Here is a 14372-nt window from a genome sequence, read left to right as displayed (position 1 = left end):
AGCGGAAACGAAAACGCCACGGAACCTGCGTTCCGTGGCGTTTTTTTGCGGGCCTCGCCGAGCGTCGAGGCCCGCCGTGCGGGAGCGGGCGTCGTTACCGCGAACGCCCGTCCCGCCCGGTCATGCGACCTGCTGACGCGATTGGCCGCCCGTCGGCGAGCGCCACTTCGCGAGCAGCGTGTCCCACTTCTGGCGCACCGCGCGCAGGTTGTTCTCCTTCACGTGGCCGTAGCCGCGAATGCCGTCCGGCAACGCCGCGAGCTCGAGCGCGAGCGGGCGGTTGGCCGCGTTCAGCCCGGCCAGCACTTCGCCGATCAGCGCTTCGTATTCGCCGATCAGCGCGCGCTCGATCCTGCGTTCCTCGGTGCGGCCGAACGGGTCGAGCCCGGTGCCGCGCAGGAATTTCGCCTTCGCGAGCAGCCGGAACGCCGACAGCATCCACGGGCCATACGCTTTCTTGATCAGATGGCCATGTGCATCCTTCTTCGCGAACAGCGGCGGCGCGAGGTGGAATTTCACCTTCCAGTCGCCTTCGAACTGCGACGACAGCCGCGCGACGAACGCGGGATCGGACTGCAGCCGCGCGACCTCGTATTCGTCCTTGTACGCCATCAGCTTGAACAGGTTGCGCGCGACCGCTTCGGTCAGCGGCTCCTGCGTTGCGTCGCCGTCCGCGAGCGTGCGCTCGGTCGCGCGCACCTTGTCGACGAAGGCCGCGTAGCGCGATGCGTACGCGGCGTTCTGGTACGCGGTGAGAAACTCGACGCGCTTCGCGATCAGTGCATCGACCGCCTTCTTCGTGTGCAGCGAGATCACCGTCGCGCCTTGCGCGGGGCGTACGTCGCCGGCCGCGGCCTGCTTCACGCTCGCGAGATCGTGCGCGGCGCGCCGGCCCCAGTCGAACGCCGCGCGGTTCTTGTCGACCGACACCGCGTTCAGCTCGATCGCGCGTTCGAGCGACGCGAGCGTCAGCGGGAGCCAGCCTTTCTGCCACGCATAGCCGAGCACGAACGGGTTCGTGTAGATCGCATCGCCGAGCAGTGCGACCGCGAAACGGTTCGCGTCGATGAAATCCACCGCTTCGCCGGCTGCCGCGCGGATGTCGTTCTCGGCCGACAGCCCCGGGAACGCCCAGTTCGGGTTCTTGATGAACTCGGCGGTCGGCGTCTGCGAGCTGTTGACGACCACGCGCGTCGCGTCGTGCCGCATCCGCGACGTGCATTCGTCGCCGGCCGTGACGATCGCGTCGCAGCCGATCACGAGATCGGCTTCGCCCATCGCGATCCGCGTCGCATGGATGTCGGTCGGCGCGTGCGAGATCTGCACGTGGCTCATCACGGCGCCGCCCTTTTGCGCGAGGCCCGTGACGTCGAGCACGGTCACGCCCTTGTTCTCCAGATGCGCGGCCATGCCGAGCAGCGCGCCGATCGTGACGACGCCCGTGCCGCCCACGCCCGTGACCAGCACGCCGTACGCGCGGTCGATCGCCGGCAGCGTCGGCTCCGGAATCGGCGGCAGTGCGTTGCCGTCGACCGACACGGCTTTCGGTTTCTTCAGCTGGCCGCCTTCGACCGTGACGAAGCTCGGGCAGAAGCCCTTCACGCACGAGAAGTCCTTGTTGCAGGTCGACTGGTTGATCTGGCGCTTCGTGCCGAACTCGGTTTCGAGCGGCTCGACCGACAGGCAGTTCGACTGCACCGAGCAATCGCCGCAGCCTTCGCACACCGCGTCGTTGATCACCACGCGCTTCGCCGGATCCGGATACGTGCCGCGCTTGCGGCGGCGGCGCTTCTCGGTCGCGCAGGTCTGGTCGTAGATCAGGATCGTCGTGCCTTCGATCTCGCGCAGCTCGCGCTGCACGTCGTCGAGCTGGTCGCGATGGTGGATCGTCACGCCCGGCGCGAGCAGCGCTTTCTGGCTGTCGTACTTCTCGGGTTCGTCGGTGACGATCACGATCTTCTTCGCGCCTTCGGACGCGAGTTGATGGGTGATCTGCGGCACCGTCAGCACGCCGTCGACCGGCTGGCCGCCCGTCATCGCGACCGCGTCGTTGTAGAGGATCTTGTAGGTGATGTTCGCCTTCGACGAGATCGCCGCACGCACCGCCAGCAGGCCCGAATGGAAATAGGTGCCGTCGCCGAGGTTCGCGAACACGTGCTTTTCATCGGTGAACGGCGCCTGGCCGATCCACGGCACCCCTTCGCCGCCCATCTGGCTGAAGGTGCTCGTGTTGCGATCCATCCACACGGTCATGTAGTGGCAGCCGATCCCGGCGATCGCGCGCGAGCCTTCCGGCACGTTGGTCGACGTGTTGTGCGGGCAGCCCGAGCAGAACCACGGCTTGCGCTCGGTCTGCACATGCGGCTTCGCGAGCGCCATTTCCTTCGCATTGATCACCGCGAGCCGCGCGGCGATGCGCGCGCGCACGTCGGACGGCAATTCGAACTTCTCGAGCCGCGTCGCGATCGCCTTCGCGATGATCGCCGGCGAGAGTTCGTAGTGCGCGGGCAGCAGCCAGTTGCCCATCGGCACCGACCATTCGCCGCCGGCGCCGTCCTTCTCGTCGAACTTGCCGAACACGCGGGGGCGCTGCGCGTCGGGCCAGTTGTACAGCTCTTCCTTGATCGCGTATTCGAGGATCTGGCGCTTTTCCTCGACGACCAGAATCTCGTCGAGCCCGCGCGCGAACGCCTGCGCGCCCTGCGCCTCCAGCGGCCACACGCAGCCGACCTTGTACAGGCGGATACCGATCCGCGCGCACGTTTCGTCGTCGAGGCCGAGGTCGATCAGCGCCTGGCGCACGTCGAGGTACGCCTTGCCGCCCGTCATGATCCCGAAGCGGGCATGCGGCGAGTCGATCTCGATCCTGTCGAGCTTGTTCGCGCGCACGTACGCGAGCGCCGCGTACCACTTGTAGTCGAGCAGCCGCGCTTCCTGCACGAGCGGCGGGTCCGGCCAGCGGATGTTCAGCCCGCCTTCCGGCAGGATGAAGTCGGTCTGCAGCACGATCTCGGTTCGATGCGGGTCGATGTCGACCGAGGCCGACGATTCGACGACGTCCGTCACGCACTTGAGCGCAACCCACAGGCCCGAGTAGCGGCTCATCGCCCAGCCGTGCAGCCCGAAGTCGAGATATTCCTGCACATTCGAAGGGAACAGCACCGGCAGGCCGCAGGCCTTGAAGATGTGTTCAGACTGGTGCGCGAGCGTCGACGATTTCGCTGCGTGGTCGTCGCCGGCGAGCACGAGCACGCCGCCGTGCTTCGACGAGCCGGCCGAGTTCGCGTGCTTGAAGACGTCGCCGGTGCGGTCGACGCCCGGCCCCTTGCCGTACCACATGCCGAACACGCCGTCGTATTTCGCGCCGGGGTACAGGTTCACCTGCTGCGAACCCCACACGGCGGTGGCGGCGAGATCTTCGTTGAGACCGGGCTGAAAGACGATCTGGTGCGCCGCGAGGTGCTGCTTCGCCTTCCACAGCGACAGGTCGAGCCCGCCGAGCGGCGAGCCGCGATAACCGGAGATGAAGCCGGCCGTGTTGAGGCCGGCGGCGCGGTCGCGTTCCTGCTGGAGCATCGGCAGGCGCACGAGCGCCTGGATGCCGCTCATGTACGCGCGGCCGCGTTCGAGCGTGTATTTGTCGTCAAGCGTGACGGACTTCAGCGCGGCTTCGAGCGACGCGCGTTGGTCTGCGTCTAGCGGGGCATTCATTAACTGTCTCCTCCACCCGGTTTGGGATCACCAAAACTTCGATTGCGTCGACGTCTTGTGAACGTGTCGGCAGTGGCCGGCATATTCGCCGGTTTCAGATGATGGTAGCACTGGGATAAACCCGCCGCCCACCGGCGCGCGTGCCGCCGCGCGTCAACGAAGCCGGCCGTGGCATTGCGTTACATCATGTAAAAGCATGTAAAGCCGGTCCATTCGTCGCGCAAATGCCGTTAATCTTGTCGGCCTGCCGGAGGTGCCCGGCCGTGTCGCTCGTTTCGACACATCCGGGGAGGCGCCGGCAGTTTTAAAGGAGGTGCAATGAACACTCGTCATATCCAGAGTTTCCTGATCGTGTCCGCCGCGTTTTTCGCGATGACCGGCCCGGTGCACGCGCACGGCGCGAGCGCGCTGGCGGCAGCCGGCGCGCAGATGCGTCAGCCCGTGTCGGCGCAGGGCGTCGATGCGCAGCCGGCGGCCGAGCCTGCCGTCGCGAAGGCGGCCGTGCGTTGATCCGTTCGCGTGGCCGCCGGGCCGCGCCGGAACGAGAAAACGAAAAAAGGGCGGGAATCGCGAGATTCCCGCCCTTTTTCCATATGCGCCGATTCGCTCGCCTGGCGGCACACTCGGCCGCGTTCGTCAGGCCTTGTCCTGAACCACGCCGCGGCGGATCTGGTCGAGCTCGATCGATTCGAACAGCGCCTTGAAGTTGCCTTCGCCGAAGCCCTGATTGCCCTTGCGCTGGATGATCTCGAAGAAGATCGGCCCGATCTGGTTCTCGGTGAAGATCTGCAACAGCAAGTCGTCGCGCGCGCCGTCGATCAGGATCTTGCGCTTCTTCAGCTCTTCGAGCGATTCGCCGTGGTTCGGCACGCGGCGGTCGACCAGCTCGTAATACGTGTCGATCGTGTCGAGCAGCTTCACTTCCCTGCTGCGCAGGCCGTCGACCGCGCGATAGATGTCGTTCGTGCCGAGCGCGATGTGCTGGATGCCTTCGCCGTGGTACGCGTCGAGGTACTCCTGGATCTGGCCGGCCGTTTCCGAGCCTTCCTCGTTGATCGGAATGCGGATCTTGCCGCACGGCGACGTCATCGCCTTCGACTTCACACCCGTCACCTTGCCTTCGATGTCGAAGTAACGCACTTCGCGGAAGTTGAACAGCCGCTCGTAGAACTCCGCCCATTCCTGCATGCGGCCGCGATGCACGTTGTGCGTCAGATGGTCGATGTACGTGAGGCCGTGGCCGACCGGGTTCGGATTGGCACCGGCGATCGGTTCGAAGTCGACGTCGTAGATGCTGATGTCGCCGATCGCGCCCGGTTGCGCGCCGTTTTTCCCGCGCCAGCGGTCGACGAAATAGATCAGTGAATCGCCGATGCCCTTGATCGCCGGGATGTTCAGCTCCATCGGGCCGGTCTTGTTGTCGAAGCCCCATGCGCCCAGCTCGAGCGCGTGCTTGTAAGCCTTCGCGGCGTCCTGCACGCGAAACGCGATCGCGCAGATCGACGGGCCGTGCAGCCGCGCGAAGCGTTGCGCGAACGAATCGGGCTCGGCGTTGATGATGAAGTTGATGTCGCCCTGGCGGTACACCGTCACGTCCTTGTGGCGATGACGCGCGATCGCGGTGAAGCCCATCCGTTCGAACAGTTGTCCAAGCGCTTTCGGATCCGGGGCGGTGTATTCGATGAATTCGAAGCCGTCGGTGCCGACGGGGTTGTCCCAGTTGGGAATCTGCATGTCGTGTCTCCTGTGCGGGGCGATCGGCCGGGGCGGCGTGCGTGTGCCCGGCGTGGTTCGATGTCGACGGCCGGGCCTGCAATGAGCGTGCGCGACGAGTCGAGACATGCGACAGAGTGTAGCGGGCGGGCGCGAGCGGAAACTTGCGAACTTAATCGCCCGCGCCTACGATGGCGCAATTTCCAGTCTCAAAATAATCATTGCGGAGCAGAAGATGGCTCAAGCGGAATTGGATGCCATCGACCGGCGAATTCTCGCGATTCTTCAGGAGAACGGCCGCCTGTCGAACCAGGAGATCGCCGAGCGCGTGAACCTGTCGCCGAGCCCGTGCCTGCGCCGAATCCGGCGGCTCGAGGAGATCGGCGTGATCACCGGCTACGTCGCGCTGCTGAATCCGCAGAAGCTCGGGCTCGACTTGCTCGCCTACGTGAGCGTGCGGCTGGAGAAGCGCGGTGGTCTCGCGCCGGTCCGGGCCGACGAGACGTCGGCGCGCGCGGGCGCGACCCACGCGGAGCTGTTTCGCGCGGCCGTTCAGACGTGGCCGGAAGTGGTCGCGTGCCACGCGATGACGGGCGACATGGATTACCTGCTGCGCGTGCAGGTCGAGGATATGGCGCATTTCTCCCGCTTCGTGCAGGAGCATCTGCTGCATCATCCGTCGGTGATCGACGTGAAAACGAGCTTTTCGCTCGACTGCTTCAAGGAAACGACGGCGTTGCCGATCCGGTCGGTGCGCTAGCGGGAACAGGCGGGGGAAGAGGGGAATGGCCGGGCGCCTGCGGGCCGCCCGGCCGGCCGATGTCACGCCGTCAGCGCGGCCGGCATCAGCGATTCGATGAACTTCGACGTGCGGTGCGCCTGGCGCTTCAGCGCATAGTCGAACACCGCGGCTTGCTCTTGCAGCATTTCGGCGAGAATCGTCGAATGGTCGGCCGGCGGCAGCGACAGGTATGCATCGGCCTCGCCGTATGCGTATTCGATGCGCATCCCGGACTTCTTCGCGATGTGCATCATCGTCGCATTCCGCGACAGGCAATGCATATACAGCGTCGTCACGCGGGTGTTGCGGCTGCGGATCGCCGCGCGCTCGAACAGTTTCGAGCCGACGCCGCGGCCGCGCGCGCTTTCGAGCACCGACACGCCGAATTCGGCCGTGCGCGTGTCGCCTTCCGCCGGCAGATATGCCAGATGGCCGACGCCGATCAGTTCGAGCGCATGGTCGAACACGCCGAACACGGTGTCCCGACCGAAGTCGATCGTGCGGACATAATTCTCGATCACGTGATCGGGCACCATCTGGCCGAAGCGCAGCAGGCGATCCTCTTCGTTGAGCGAGAGAAAGTGAGTGAGCATGCGCTCACGGTCTTTGGAAGCCAGTTCCCTGACGAGAACCGGCGCAGTACCGGCGTGGCCAACAGCGGCGGCACGGCGGGTCGATTGCGTGTTCATCGTGGGTTCCTCAGTGTGTTGCTGCACAAACGGCTTGTGCGACGCAACAGCATTCTACCCGACCGGGGTTGGGGAAAACCCGTATTTGACGGTATTTATGCTGAGGGGGAATTCTAAACCTGCTTAGTTAATATTCTATCTGTTTGATTTTAAACAGATTTAAAATTCATCATATGAAACGCCTGTCGGCCCGCGGCTGTGTGCCCATTGCGCAACATCTGCTGCTATGCGGCAATTACGCGCGCTGCGACAGCCCGTGTTCCATCAGGTCGATGACCTGTTCGGCGAAGTCGCGGTAGCCGAGGCGGCCACCCGGCTTGAGCCATGTGAACGTCCAGTTGATCATCCCGAACACCATCATCGTGACCGATGTCTGGTTCTCCTTCGAGATTCGGTCCGGATACGCGCGGGCCAGCTGGCGCGAAAAGGCCGCGACGATGTCGCGCTGGCGGTCCAGCACGATTTCTCGCTGCGCGTCCTCGAGATATTTCACGTCGTTGAGCAGCGCGACGTGGCGGCTATGCGACGTCTCGTACTCGGCAAGGAACGCGCGAACGAGTTCGGCGAACGCATCGCGCTCGCTGAGCCCGCGCCGCTGGCTCGCGCCTTCCACCTCGGCGATGATCAGCATCAGCCGCTTCGTGTAGCGGTCGAGCAGGTCGAACAGGATCGCTTCCTTGCTCTCGTAGTAGTGATAGAGACGTGCCTTCGACGTGCCGCTCGCGGTGGCGAGATCGGACATCGACGTGCTCGGGTAGCTCGTCTGCGCGAATTTTTTTGCGGCGAGATCGAGGATCTGCTCGCGCTGGGATTCGTGGTCGGGCGCTCGGGTACGGGCCATGGTCGAATGCGGAAAGTTAGCGTTGGCGCGGCGCGGCTGCCGCGCGCACCAGCGTGGAAGAGAGGGCGGCCGGCGCGTCGTCCTGCAGCTCGAGCCGGCCCGCCGCGGCGAGTTCGCGGCAGCGCCACCACGCGATCGAGTCGCTGACGAAGAGGCCGCCGCGATCGGCGCCGGCCATGATCGCACCGACGAGACGGCGCGCGGGCTGCCAGCCCGATTCGGCGTGAGCAACGATCAGCGCATCGAGATCCGCGTAGTGGCCGCTCTTGATCGTGTTGCTGATCCAGTAGCGCAGCTCGGCGTTCAGGTGCTTTGCTTCCTGCCATTCCAGCGCGAGGCGGCCGATGCGCAGCACCGAGATCGGCGCGGCGACTGCCCGTTTGCGCGCAAGCGCCGCCGGCGGAAACATTCCCGTCGCACAGGCCTGGTCGCTGCGCACCAGTGCGGCGCGCTGCGCCGCGTCGAGATCGGCGGCCGACAGCCGCACCTCGTTCAGCCGCTGCGGCACGTTGCGCAGGTGATAGGCGACGCGGCGCAGCAGCAGCTTGTCGCCGACGCTCGGCGCATGCCACACCACCACCTGCCCTGTGTCCATTGCGAGCTGGTCGAGGCGCGCGAACTCGGCTTCGATTTCCGCGTTCCAGTCGGGAATCTGGTCTCCGAGCACGCGCTGCCAGAACGCGGCGCGCGTGTCGGGCGTCTCGTCGGCTGCCTTCAGCGGTCCGACCGCGAGATCGTCGAGCAATCCTACGACGCGCTCGTCGCGTCCGGCCTGCGCGAGCGCCTCGCGCAGCGACGCGGCGGCAGTGCCGCCCTGAATCACGTGAATGGTACTCATCGGCCTGTCGTCAACAAAAGAAAACCGCCGGCCGGGCGGACGTTGCAACGTCCAGCCGGCCGGCGGCCCCTAGTGTAAGCGAGATGTGTGACGACGAGAAACCGGCGCGGCGCGCCGGTGCGACGTACCTCAACGCTCGTCGAAGCTCACGACGACCTTGTCGCTGATCGGATGACACTGGCACGTGAGCACGAAGCCGTCCTTCACTTCATGGTCCTCGAGCGTGTAGTTCTTCTCCATCCGCACCTCGCCTTCGATCACCTTCGCCCGGCACGTGCAGCACACGCCGCCCTTGCATGCGTACGGCAGCGCAAGGCCCGCGCGCAGGCCGACGTCGAGCAGGCTCACGCCCTCGTAAGGCAGGCGCAGCTTGCGCTTCTTGCCGTCGAGCACGATTTCGAGATCGGCGGCCGGCGTCTGGTCGGTGATCTCCACGACGGGCGCGCCGGCCTGCGGCAGCGGCGTGCCGAAGCGCTCGACGTGCACCTTCGCCGACGGCACGCCGGCCGCCTTCAACGCCGCTTCGGCCGCGTCCATCATCGGGGCGGGGCCGCAGATGAACGCTTCGTCGATCGCATCGGCCGGCACGAGCGTGTCCAGAAATTCCGCGCATTTCGCCTGGTCGAGCACGCCGTTGAACAGTTCGACGTCCTGCTGGTCGTCCGACAGCACGTGATACAAGACGAAGCGGTTCATAAAGCGGTTCTTCAGATCCTCGAGTTCCTCCGCGAACATGATCGCGTCGACGCTGCGGTTGCCGTAGATCAGCGTGAACGTGCTGCGCGGCTCGAGTTCGAGCGTCGTCTTCACGATCGCGAGCACCGGCGTGATTCCCGACCCGCCGGAGAACGCGACGTACTGCTTGCCGTGGTCGGCGTTCAGGTGCGTGAAGAAGCGGCCGTCCGGCGTCATCACGTCGATCGTGTGACCGGGCTTCAGCGTGTCGAATGCGAAATTCGAGAAGCGGCCGCCGCGCACGCGCTTGATGCCGATCCGCAGTTCGCCGTCGCGGTCATAGTCGGTCGTGCCGACGCAGATCGAATACGACCGGCGCGTTTCCTCGCCGTCGATGTGGGTCTTCAGCGTGACGAACTGGCCCTGCGTGAAGCGATATGCGTCGCGCAGCTCCGGCGGCACGTCGAACGAGACGGTGACGGCGTCGGCGGTCTCGGGCCGCACGTCGCGGATTCGCAGCGGGTGAAATTGCGGGGTCGCCATGATCAATAGGGTTTGAAGTAGTCGAAGGGTTCGCGGCAATCGACGCAGCGATACAGCGCCTTGCACGCCGTGGACGCGAATTGCGCGAGACGCTCGGTGTTTGCTGAGCCGCAGCGCGGGCAGACCGGCGCGGCGACGGGGCGCGGCACGAAGCGCACGACGTTTTCGCGCGGCGCGGCGCTGCCGCACTGGCCGACAGGCGGCGCGATGCCGTACGCACGCAGCTTGTCGCGTGCTTCCTGCGTGATCCAGTCGGTCGTCCATGCCGGCGCGAGCACTGTCTCGATCCGGTGCGGCGGCAGATCGGCCGCCTGCATCGCCGCGGCGATATCCTCGGCGATCTGCGACATCGCCGGGCAGCCGGAGTAGGTCGGCGTGATCACGACCTCGAGCACGCCGTCGTCCGCGCGACGGACGTCGCGCAGGATGCCGAGCTCGCGGATCGACACGACCGGGATTTCGGGATCGGGCACCGCTTCGAGCACGTCCCACGCACGCGCGAGCAACGGGTCGTCGCGGCGCACGGCGGGTGCGGCATTGGCGGGGGCGGCGGTCTGGGCGGACATCGTCGGGCTCCGTTGAGTCGGCCGGTTACCAGCTCGCGCCGGGATGCTGGCGCGCGAGGCTCTGCATTTCGGCGAGCAGGTAGCCCATGTGCTCCGAGTGCTCGCCCTGCTTGCCGGTCGTGATGTGCTGCACGGGCGCCGGCAGCGCGAGCGTCGCTTCGGCGAGCGCGTCTTCCACGTCCGCGCGCCATGCGGCTTCGAGCCCGGCCGGGGCGGGGCCGATACCTTGCTCGGCGATTGCCGCATCGATCGCATCGGCCGCGAAGAATTCGCGTGTATACGGAATCAGGTAGTCGAGTGCGGCCTGCGCGCGGCGATGCGATTCGTCGGTACCGTCGCCGAGGCGCACCAGCCATTCGCGTGCATGCTGCACGTGATAGCGGGTCTCCTTCACCGATTTCGCGGCGATCGCCGCGAGTTGCGCGTCCGTCGACGTTTCGAGCGCGGTCCACACGTGCAGCATCAGCGCCGCGTAGAGAAAGTTGCGCGCGATCGTCACCGCGTAGTCCTTGTCCGCTCGCGCGGTGCCGGTGAGCGGGCCGTAGTGCGGCAGTTCGGTGAGCGTGAAGTTCGCGAACTCGCGTTCGGTGCGGAAATACGCGTAATCGTCTTCAGTCTTTGTCGTGCCGTTGAGCTGGCGTTCGAGTTCGGCCGCGTGCGTATAAAGCATGCGGGCCTGGCCGATCAGGTCGAGGCTCATGTTGGTGAGCGCGATGTCTTCCTCGAGGACAGGGCCGTGGCCGCACCATTCGGCGTTGCGCTGACCGAGAATCAGCGCGTTGTCCGCGAGGCGCAGCACGTAGGAGAGGTGTTCGGGCGTGATCGTCATGGCGCGGGCATTACATGTGGTTGACTTCGTCGGGCAGCGTGTAGAACGTCGGGTGACGGTAGATCTTGTCGCCCGCCGGTTCGAACAGCTCGGCCTTCTCGGCCGGATCCGACGCGGTGATCGCCGACGACGGCACCACCCAGATGCTCACGCCTTCCTGGCGGCGCGTGTAGACGTCGCGCGCCATGCGCAGCGCCATCGACGCATCGGCCGCGTGCAGGCTGCCGCAATGCTTGTGGTCGAGGCCCTGCTTGCTGCGCACGAACACTTCCCAGATCGGCCATTCCTTGTTCATCACTCTCTCCTGAATCCTGTATTCGATGGTTGCCGCTCAGGCGGCGTGCTGTTCGGCGCGGGCGCGGCGCTTCGCTTCGTGCGCGAGCGCGGCTTCGCGCACCCACGCGCCGTCGTCGTGCGCCTTCACGCGGGTCGCGAGACGTTCCTTGTTGCACGGACCGTCGCCATTGACGACGCGCCAGAATTCGTCCCAGTCGATCGCGCCATAGTCGTAATGGCCGCGCGCCGCGTTCCATTTCAGATCCGGGTCGGGCAGCGTGACGCCAAGCACCTTCGCCTGCTCGACCGTCGCGTCGACGAACTTCTGCCGCAAGTCGTCGTTCGAGATCCGCTTGATGCCCCATTTCGCGGACTGATTGCTGTGGACCGAATCCGCGTCACTCGGGCCGAACATCATCAGCACGGGCCACCACCAGCGGTTCACGGCCTGCTGAACCATCGCGCGCTGCGCGTCGGTGCCTTTCATCATCGCCATGAGCGCGTCGAAACCCTGGCGCTGATGGAACGACTCCTCCTTGCACACGCGGATCATCGCGCGCGCGTACGGGCCGTACGTGCAGCGGCATAGCGGGATCTGGTTCATGATCGCGGCGCCGTCGACGAGCCAGCCGATCACGCCGACGTCGGCCCAGGTCGGCGTCGGATAGTTGAAGATGCTCGAGTATTTGGCCTTGCCGGCGTGCAGTGCGTCGATCAGCGAATCGCGCGACACGCCCAGCGTTTCCACCGCGCTATATAGATAGAGGCCGTGTCCGGCTTCGTCCTGGACTTTCGCGAGCAGGATTGCCTTGCGCTTCAGGCTCGGCGCGCGCGAAATCCAGTTGCCTTCCGGCAGCATGCCGACGACTTCCGAGTGCGCATGCTGCGAGATCTGGCGGATCAGCGTCTTGCGATAGGCATCGGGCATCCAGTCCTGCGGTTCGATCTTGCCGTCCGCGGCCATGACCGCGTCGAACCGCGTCTGCTCGGGCGACTCGGCTGCGGCGTCGAGCGGCGCGACGTTGCCGGGGATGTCGAGGGATTGCGTGTACATGGCGGAGGTTCTCGTCCGGTTGAATGTCTGCGAAGTATAAACCAACCGACCGGTCGGTTAATAAATTTGTTGCGGATTTGCGGCCTGATTCGGGTAAACGAGGGGCGAGATCGGCGGAGACGGACGCCGGCGGCGCGTGGCAGTCGCGGCTTCTGCGGCACAATGCCCGCTTTCCGATGAGGATTTTGCCGATGTCATTTCGAAGCAGTTTCGTCGCGGCCGTATTGGGCGCGTCCGTATTCCTGTCGTCGTTCGGCGCGTCGGCCGCGTCGTCGGCGTCGGGCGCGCCGGCCGGATGGGTCGCCGCATGGGCGACCGCGTTGCAGCCGATTCCCGATCTGGCTGCGCCGCCGCCGCTCTACCGTGCGCCGGACGTTGCCGGGCGCACGGTCCGGCAGATCGTGTTCCCGACGGTATCCGGGCGCACTGCGCGGGTTCGCGTGAGCAACGCATACGGTCGCACACCGCTTGTGATCGACGCGGCGGGCCTCGCGCGCGCGGGGGACGGCGCGGCTCTGGCCGATGCGGCAAGCGCTGCCGTGCGCTTCGGCGGCAAGCCGTCGATAACGCTCGCGCCGGGCGAGGAGCGCGACAGCGACCCTGTGGCGATCGACGTGGCGGCTGGCCGGCCTTACGCGATCAGTCTGACGATGGGGTCGAACCAGCGGATGACCGTGTGGCACCGTGTGTCGAACCAGGTCAATTACGTGTCGACGCCGGGCGATCATGTGGCCGATCGGGGCGCGGACGCATTTCGCACGCGCTTTACTCAGTATGCGTGGGTCACCGAACTGGCGGTCGAGGCCGGTGCGGCGCGGGCGACGGTCGCGGCGATCGGCGACTCGATTACGGACGGGCTGCGTTCGAGCCTGAACCGCAACCGCCGCTGGCCGGATGCGCTCGCGCGCCGGCTGGCCGACGCCGGCTCCGCGCCGCTGGGCGTCGTGAACCTGGGGATTAGCGGCAACCGGTTGCTCAGTGATTCGGCGTGCTACGGCACGTCGCTGGCGTCGCGGTACGAGCGCGATGCGCTGTCGCGGGCCGGCGTGAAGGCGGTGATCGTGCTGATCGGCATCAACGACATCAACTTCGCGGCGATGCCGCCACGAAAGGGGCTCGATTGCGACAGCCCGCATACGCAGGTCACGGCCGCGTCGTTGATCGACGGCTATCGTCGGCTGATCGAGGCAGCGCATCGCCGGGGTGTGAAGATTTTTGGGGCGACGCTCACGCCGGCAGCGCTCCCGCCTGGCCGCGAGGCGATCCGGCTCGAGGTGAACCGTTGGATCCGCAGCGGCGGCGGGTTTGACGGAGTCGTAGACTTCGATGCGGTGCTGCGCGATCCGGCACACCCGACCGTGCTGCAGCGCCGTTATGACAGCGGCGACGGCATTCACCCCAGCGACGCCGGGTACACGGCGATGGCTGACGCGGTTCCGGTGGAGCAACTGCAGGCGACAGTTCGTGGCAATTGACGCTGCCTAATTTATATAGAAGGCGTGACGAAAGGCGATACGTTTCACGAACTGCCCCGAACCGCCAACCGTTCAGCCAAGCCCCGTGCGCGGCAGCGCACGGGGCTTTTTCAAAATATTTTCACAAAGGGCTTGCGCGGCCGTGAGCGCGTGCCTAGAATCACGCCTCTTTCGCGCTAACGGAAACACGGCGCGGAGGAAGAAGGGAAGCGGTGCGATTGGGTCAGCGGTAGCGGCCCTGGGCACACGAAGCGGAACCCCTCGCGGTCGCAACGAAGCAGTTCAGAAAGTTGTTGACGAGCGAAGAAAGGCGGTTCATAATCTCGCTTCTCTGCTGCTGAAAACGCAGCGCTGCTGGGAAACACGAAGTTCCTCGCAGAA

13 protein-coding genes are annotated in these 14372 nt (G+C 65.8%); 3 read left to right on the top strand and 10 right to left on the bottom strand.

Translation table 11 applies throughout. The annotated features are described in order from the left end of the window. Positions 1–120 precede the first annotated feature (120 nt). Positions 121–3711: an indolepyruvate ferredoxin oxidoreductase family protein gene (locus KDW55_RS27700; RefSeq protein ID WP_212161787.1), complete on the bottom strand. Its 3591-nt coding sequence runs from the start codon at positions 3709–3711 to the stop codon at positions 121–123. Between the two features lie 318 nt (positions 3712–4029). Here KDW55_RS27700 and KDW55_RS27695 point away from each other — a divergent pair, with 318 nt between their 5' ends. Further along, positions 4030–4221, top strand: a complete 192-nt coding sequence (locus KDW55_RS27695) for a hypothetical protein (RefSeq protein ID WP_040143001.1) — start codon at positions 4030–4032, stop codon at positions 4219–4221. 126 nt (positions 4222–4347) lie between these two features. On the opposite strand, the gene hppD is transcribed toward KDW55_RS27695, so the two are convergent. Then, a complete protein-coding gene (gene hppD, locus KDW55_RS27690) occupies positions 4348–5445 on the bottom strand; it encodes a 4-hydroxyphenylpyruvate dioxygenase (protein ID WP_212161786.1) in 1098 nt (365 codons plus the stop codon). A 214-nt stretch (positions 5446–5659) separates the two neighbouring features. Between hppD and KDW55_RS27685 the strand changes: the two genes are divergently transcribed. After that, positions 5660–6184, top strand: a complete 525-nt coding sequence (locus KDW55_RS27685; protein ID WP_040143005.1) for an Lrp/AsnC family transcriptional regulator — start codon at positions 5660–5662, stop codon at positions 6182–6184. A gap of 62 nt (positions 6185–6246) precedes the next feature. On the opposite strand, the gene KDW55_RS27680 is transcribed toward KDW55_RS27685, so the two are convergent. From KDW55_RS27680 to paaA, 8 genes are all read right to left on the bottom strand, one after another. After that, the gene (locus KDW55_RS27680; protein ID WP_040143007.1) at positions 6247–6894 is read right to left on the bottom strand and encodes a GNAT family N-acetyltransferase; all 648 of its coding nucleotides are present in this window, start codon (positions 6892–6894) and stop codon (positions 6247–6249) included. Positions 6895–7129: 235 nt separating this feature from the next. Beyond that, a complete protein-coding gene (locus KDW55_RS27675; protein ID WP_040143009.1) occupies positions 7130–7735 on the bottom strand; it encodes a TetR/AcrR family transcriptional regulator in 606 nt (201 codons plus the stop codon). A gap of 16 nt (positions 7736–7751) precedes the next feature. Continuing rightward, a complete protein-coding gene (locus KDW55_RS27670; protein ID WP_040143012.1) occupies positions 7752–8573 on the bottom strand; it encodes a DUF1835 domain-containing protein in 822 nt (273 codons plus the stop codon). A 129-nt stretch (positions 8574–8702) separates the two neighbouring features. After that, complete coding sequence (paaE, locus tag KDW55_RS27665) at positions 8703–9791, bottom strand: 1,2-phenylacetyl-CoA epoxidase subunit PaaE (RefSeq protein ID WP_059547982.1); 1089 nt, start codon at positions 9789–9791, stop codon at positions 8703–8705. Positions 9792–9793: 2 nt separating this feature from the next. Beyond that, complete coding sequence (paaD, locus tag KDW55_RS27660) at positions 9794–10357, bottom strand: 1,2-phenylacetyl-CoA epoxidase subunit PaaD (protein ID WP_212161785.1); 564 nt, start codon at positions 10355–10357, stop codon at positions 9794–9796. A gap of 25 nt (positions 10358–10382) precedes the next feature. Further along, the gene (gene paaC / locus KDW55_RS27655) at positions 10383–11186 is read right to left on the bottom strand and encodes a 1,2-phenylacetyl-CoA epoxidase subunit PaaC (protein ID WP_040143018.1); all 804 of its coding nucleotides are present in this window, start codon (positions 11184–11186) and stop codon (positions 10383–10385) included. Between the two features lie 10 nt (positions 11187–11196). Next, on the bottom strand, positions 11197–11481 hold the full coding sequence (paaB, locus tag KDW55_RS27650; protein ID WP_006752453.1) for a 1,2-phenylacetyl-CoA epoxidase subunit PaaB: 285 nt from the start codon (positions 11479–11481) through the stop codon (positions 11197–11199). A 36-nt stretch (positions 11482–11517) separates the two neighbouring features. After that, the gene (gene paaA, locus KDW55_RS27645) at positions 11518–12516 is read right to left on the bottom strand and encodes a 1,2-phenylacetyl-CoA epoxidase subunit PaaA (RefSeq protein ID WP_040143019.1); all 999 of its coding nucleotides are present in this window, start codon (positions 12514–12516) and stop codon (positions 11518–11520) included. Between the two features lie 191 nt (positions 12517–12707). On the opposite strand from paaA, the gene KDW55_RS27640 reads away from it, so the two are divergent. After that, complete coding sequence (locus KDW55_RS27640; RefSeq protein WP_040143021.1) at positions 12708–13991, top strand: SGNH/GDSL hydrolase family protein; 1284 nt, start codon at positions 12708–12710, stop codon at positions 13989–13991. The last annotated feature ends 381 nt before the right edge of the window (positions 13992–14372 follow it).

The organism is Burkholderia sp. AU19243, from assembly GCF_018148075.1.
Classification (GTDB): domain Bacteria; phylum Pseudomonadota; class Gammaproteobacteria; order Burkholderiales; family Burkholderiaceae; genus Burkholderia; species Burkholderia latens_A.
This window is presented reverse-complemented; position numbering and strand designations above follow the sequence as displayed.

What these genes read in the sequence shown, in the direction of transcription:
- KDW55_RS27680 (WP_040143007.1), bottom strand. Translation starts at nt 6,894, where the DNA reads ATGAACACGCAATCGACCCGCCGTGCCGCCGCTGTTGGCCACGCCGGT.
- KDW55_RS27685 (WP_040143005.1), top strand. Translation starts at nt 5,660, where the DNA reads ATGGCTCAAGCGGAATTGGATGCCATCGACCGGCGAATTCTCGCGATT.
- paaE (WP_059547982.1), bottom strand. Translation starts at nt 9,791, where the DNA reads ATGGCGACCCCGCAATTTCACCCGCTGCGAATCCGCGACGTGCGGCCC.
- paaD (WP_212161785.1), bottom strand. Translation starts at nt 10,357, where the DNA reads ATGTCCGCCCAGACCGCCGCCCCCGCCAATGCCGCACCCGCCGTGCGC.
- KDW55_RS27670 (WP_040143012.1), bottom strand. Translation starts at nt 8,573, where the DNA reads ATGAGTACCATTCACGTGATTCAGGGCGGCACTGCCGCCGCGTCGCTG.
- KDW55_RS27675 (WP_040143009.1), bottom strand. Translation starts at nt 7,735, where the DNA reads ATGGCCCGTACCCGAGCGCCCGACCACGAATCCCAGCGCGAGCAGATC.
- KDW55_RS27640 (WP_040143021.1), top strand. Translation starts at nt 12,708, where the DNA reads ATGTCATTTCGAAGCAGTTTCGTCGCGGCCGTATTGGGCGCGTCCGTA.
- KDW55_RS27695 (WP_040143001.1), top strand. Translation starts at nt 4,030, where the DNA reads ATGAACACTCGTCATATCCAGAGTTTCCTGATCGTGTCCGCCGCGTTT.
- KDW55_RS27700 (WP_212161787.1), bottom strand. Translation starts at nt 3,711, where the DNA reads ATGAATGCCCCGCTAGACGCAGACCAACGCGCGTCGCTCGAAGCCGCG.
- paaB (WP_006752453.1), bottom strand. Translation starts at nt 11,481, where the DNA reads ATGAACAAGGAATGGCCGATCTGGGAAGTGTTCGTGCGCAGCAAGCAG.
- paaC (WP_040143018.1), bottom strand. Translation starts at nt 11,186, where the DNA reads ATGACGATCACGCCCGAACACCTCTCCTACGTGCTGCGCCTCGCGGAC.
- hppD (WP_212161786.1), bottom strand. Translation starts at nt 5,445, where the DNA reads ATGCAGATTCCCAACTGGGACAACCCCGTCGGCACCGACGGCTTCGAA.
- paaA (WP_040143019.1), bottom strand. Translation starts at nt 12,516, where the DNA reads ATGTACACGCAATCCCTCGACATCCCCGGCAACGTCGCGCCGCTCGAC.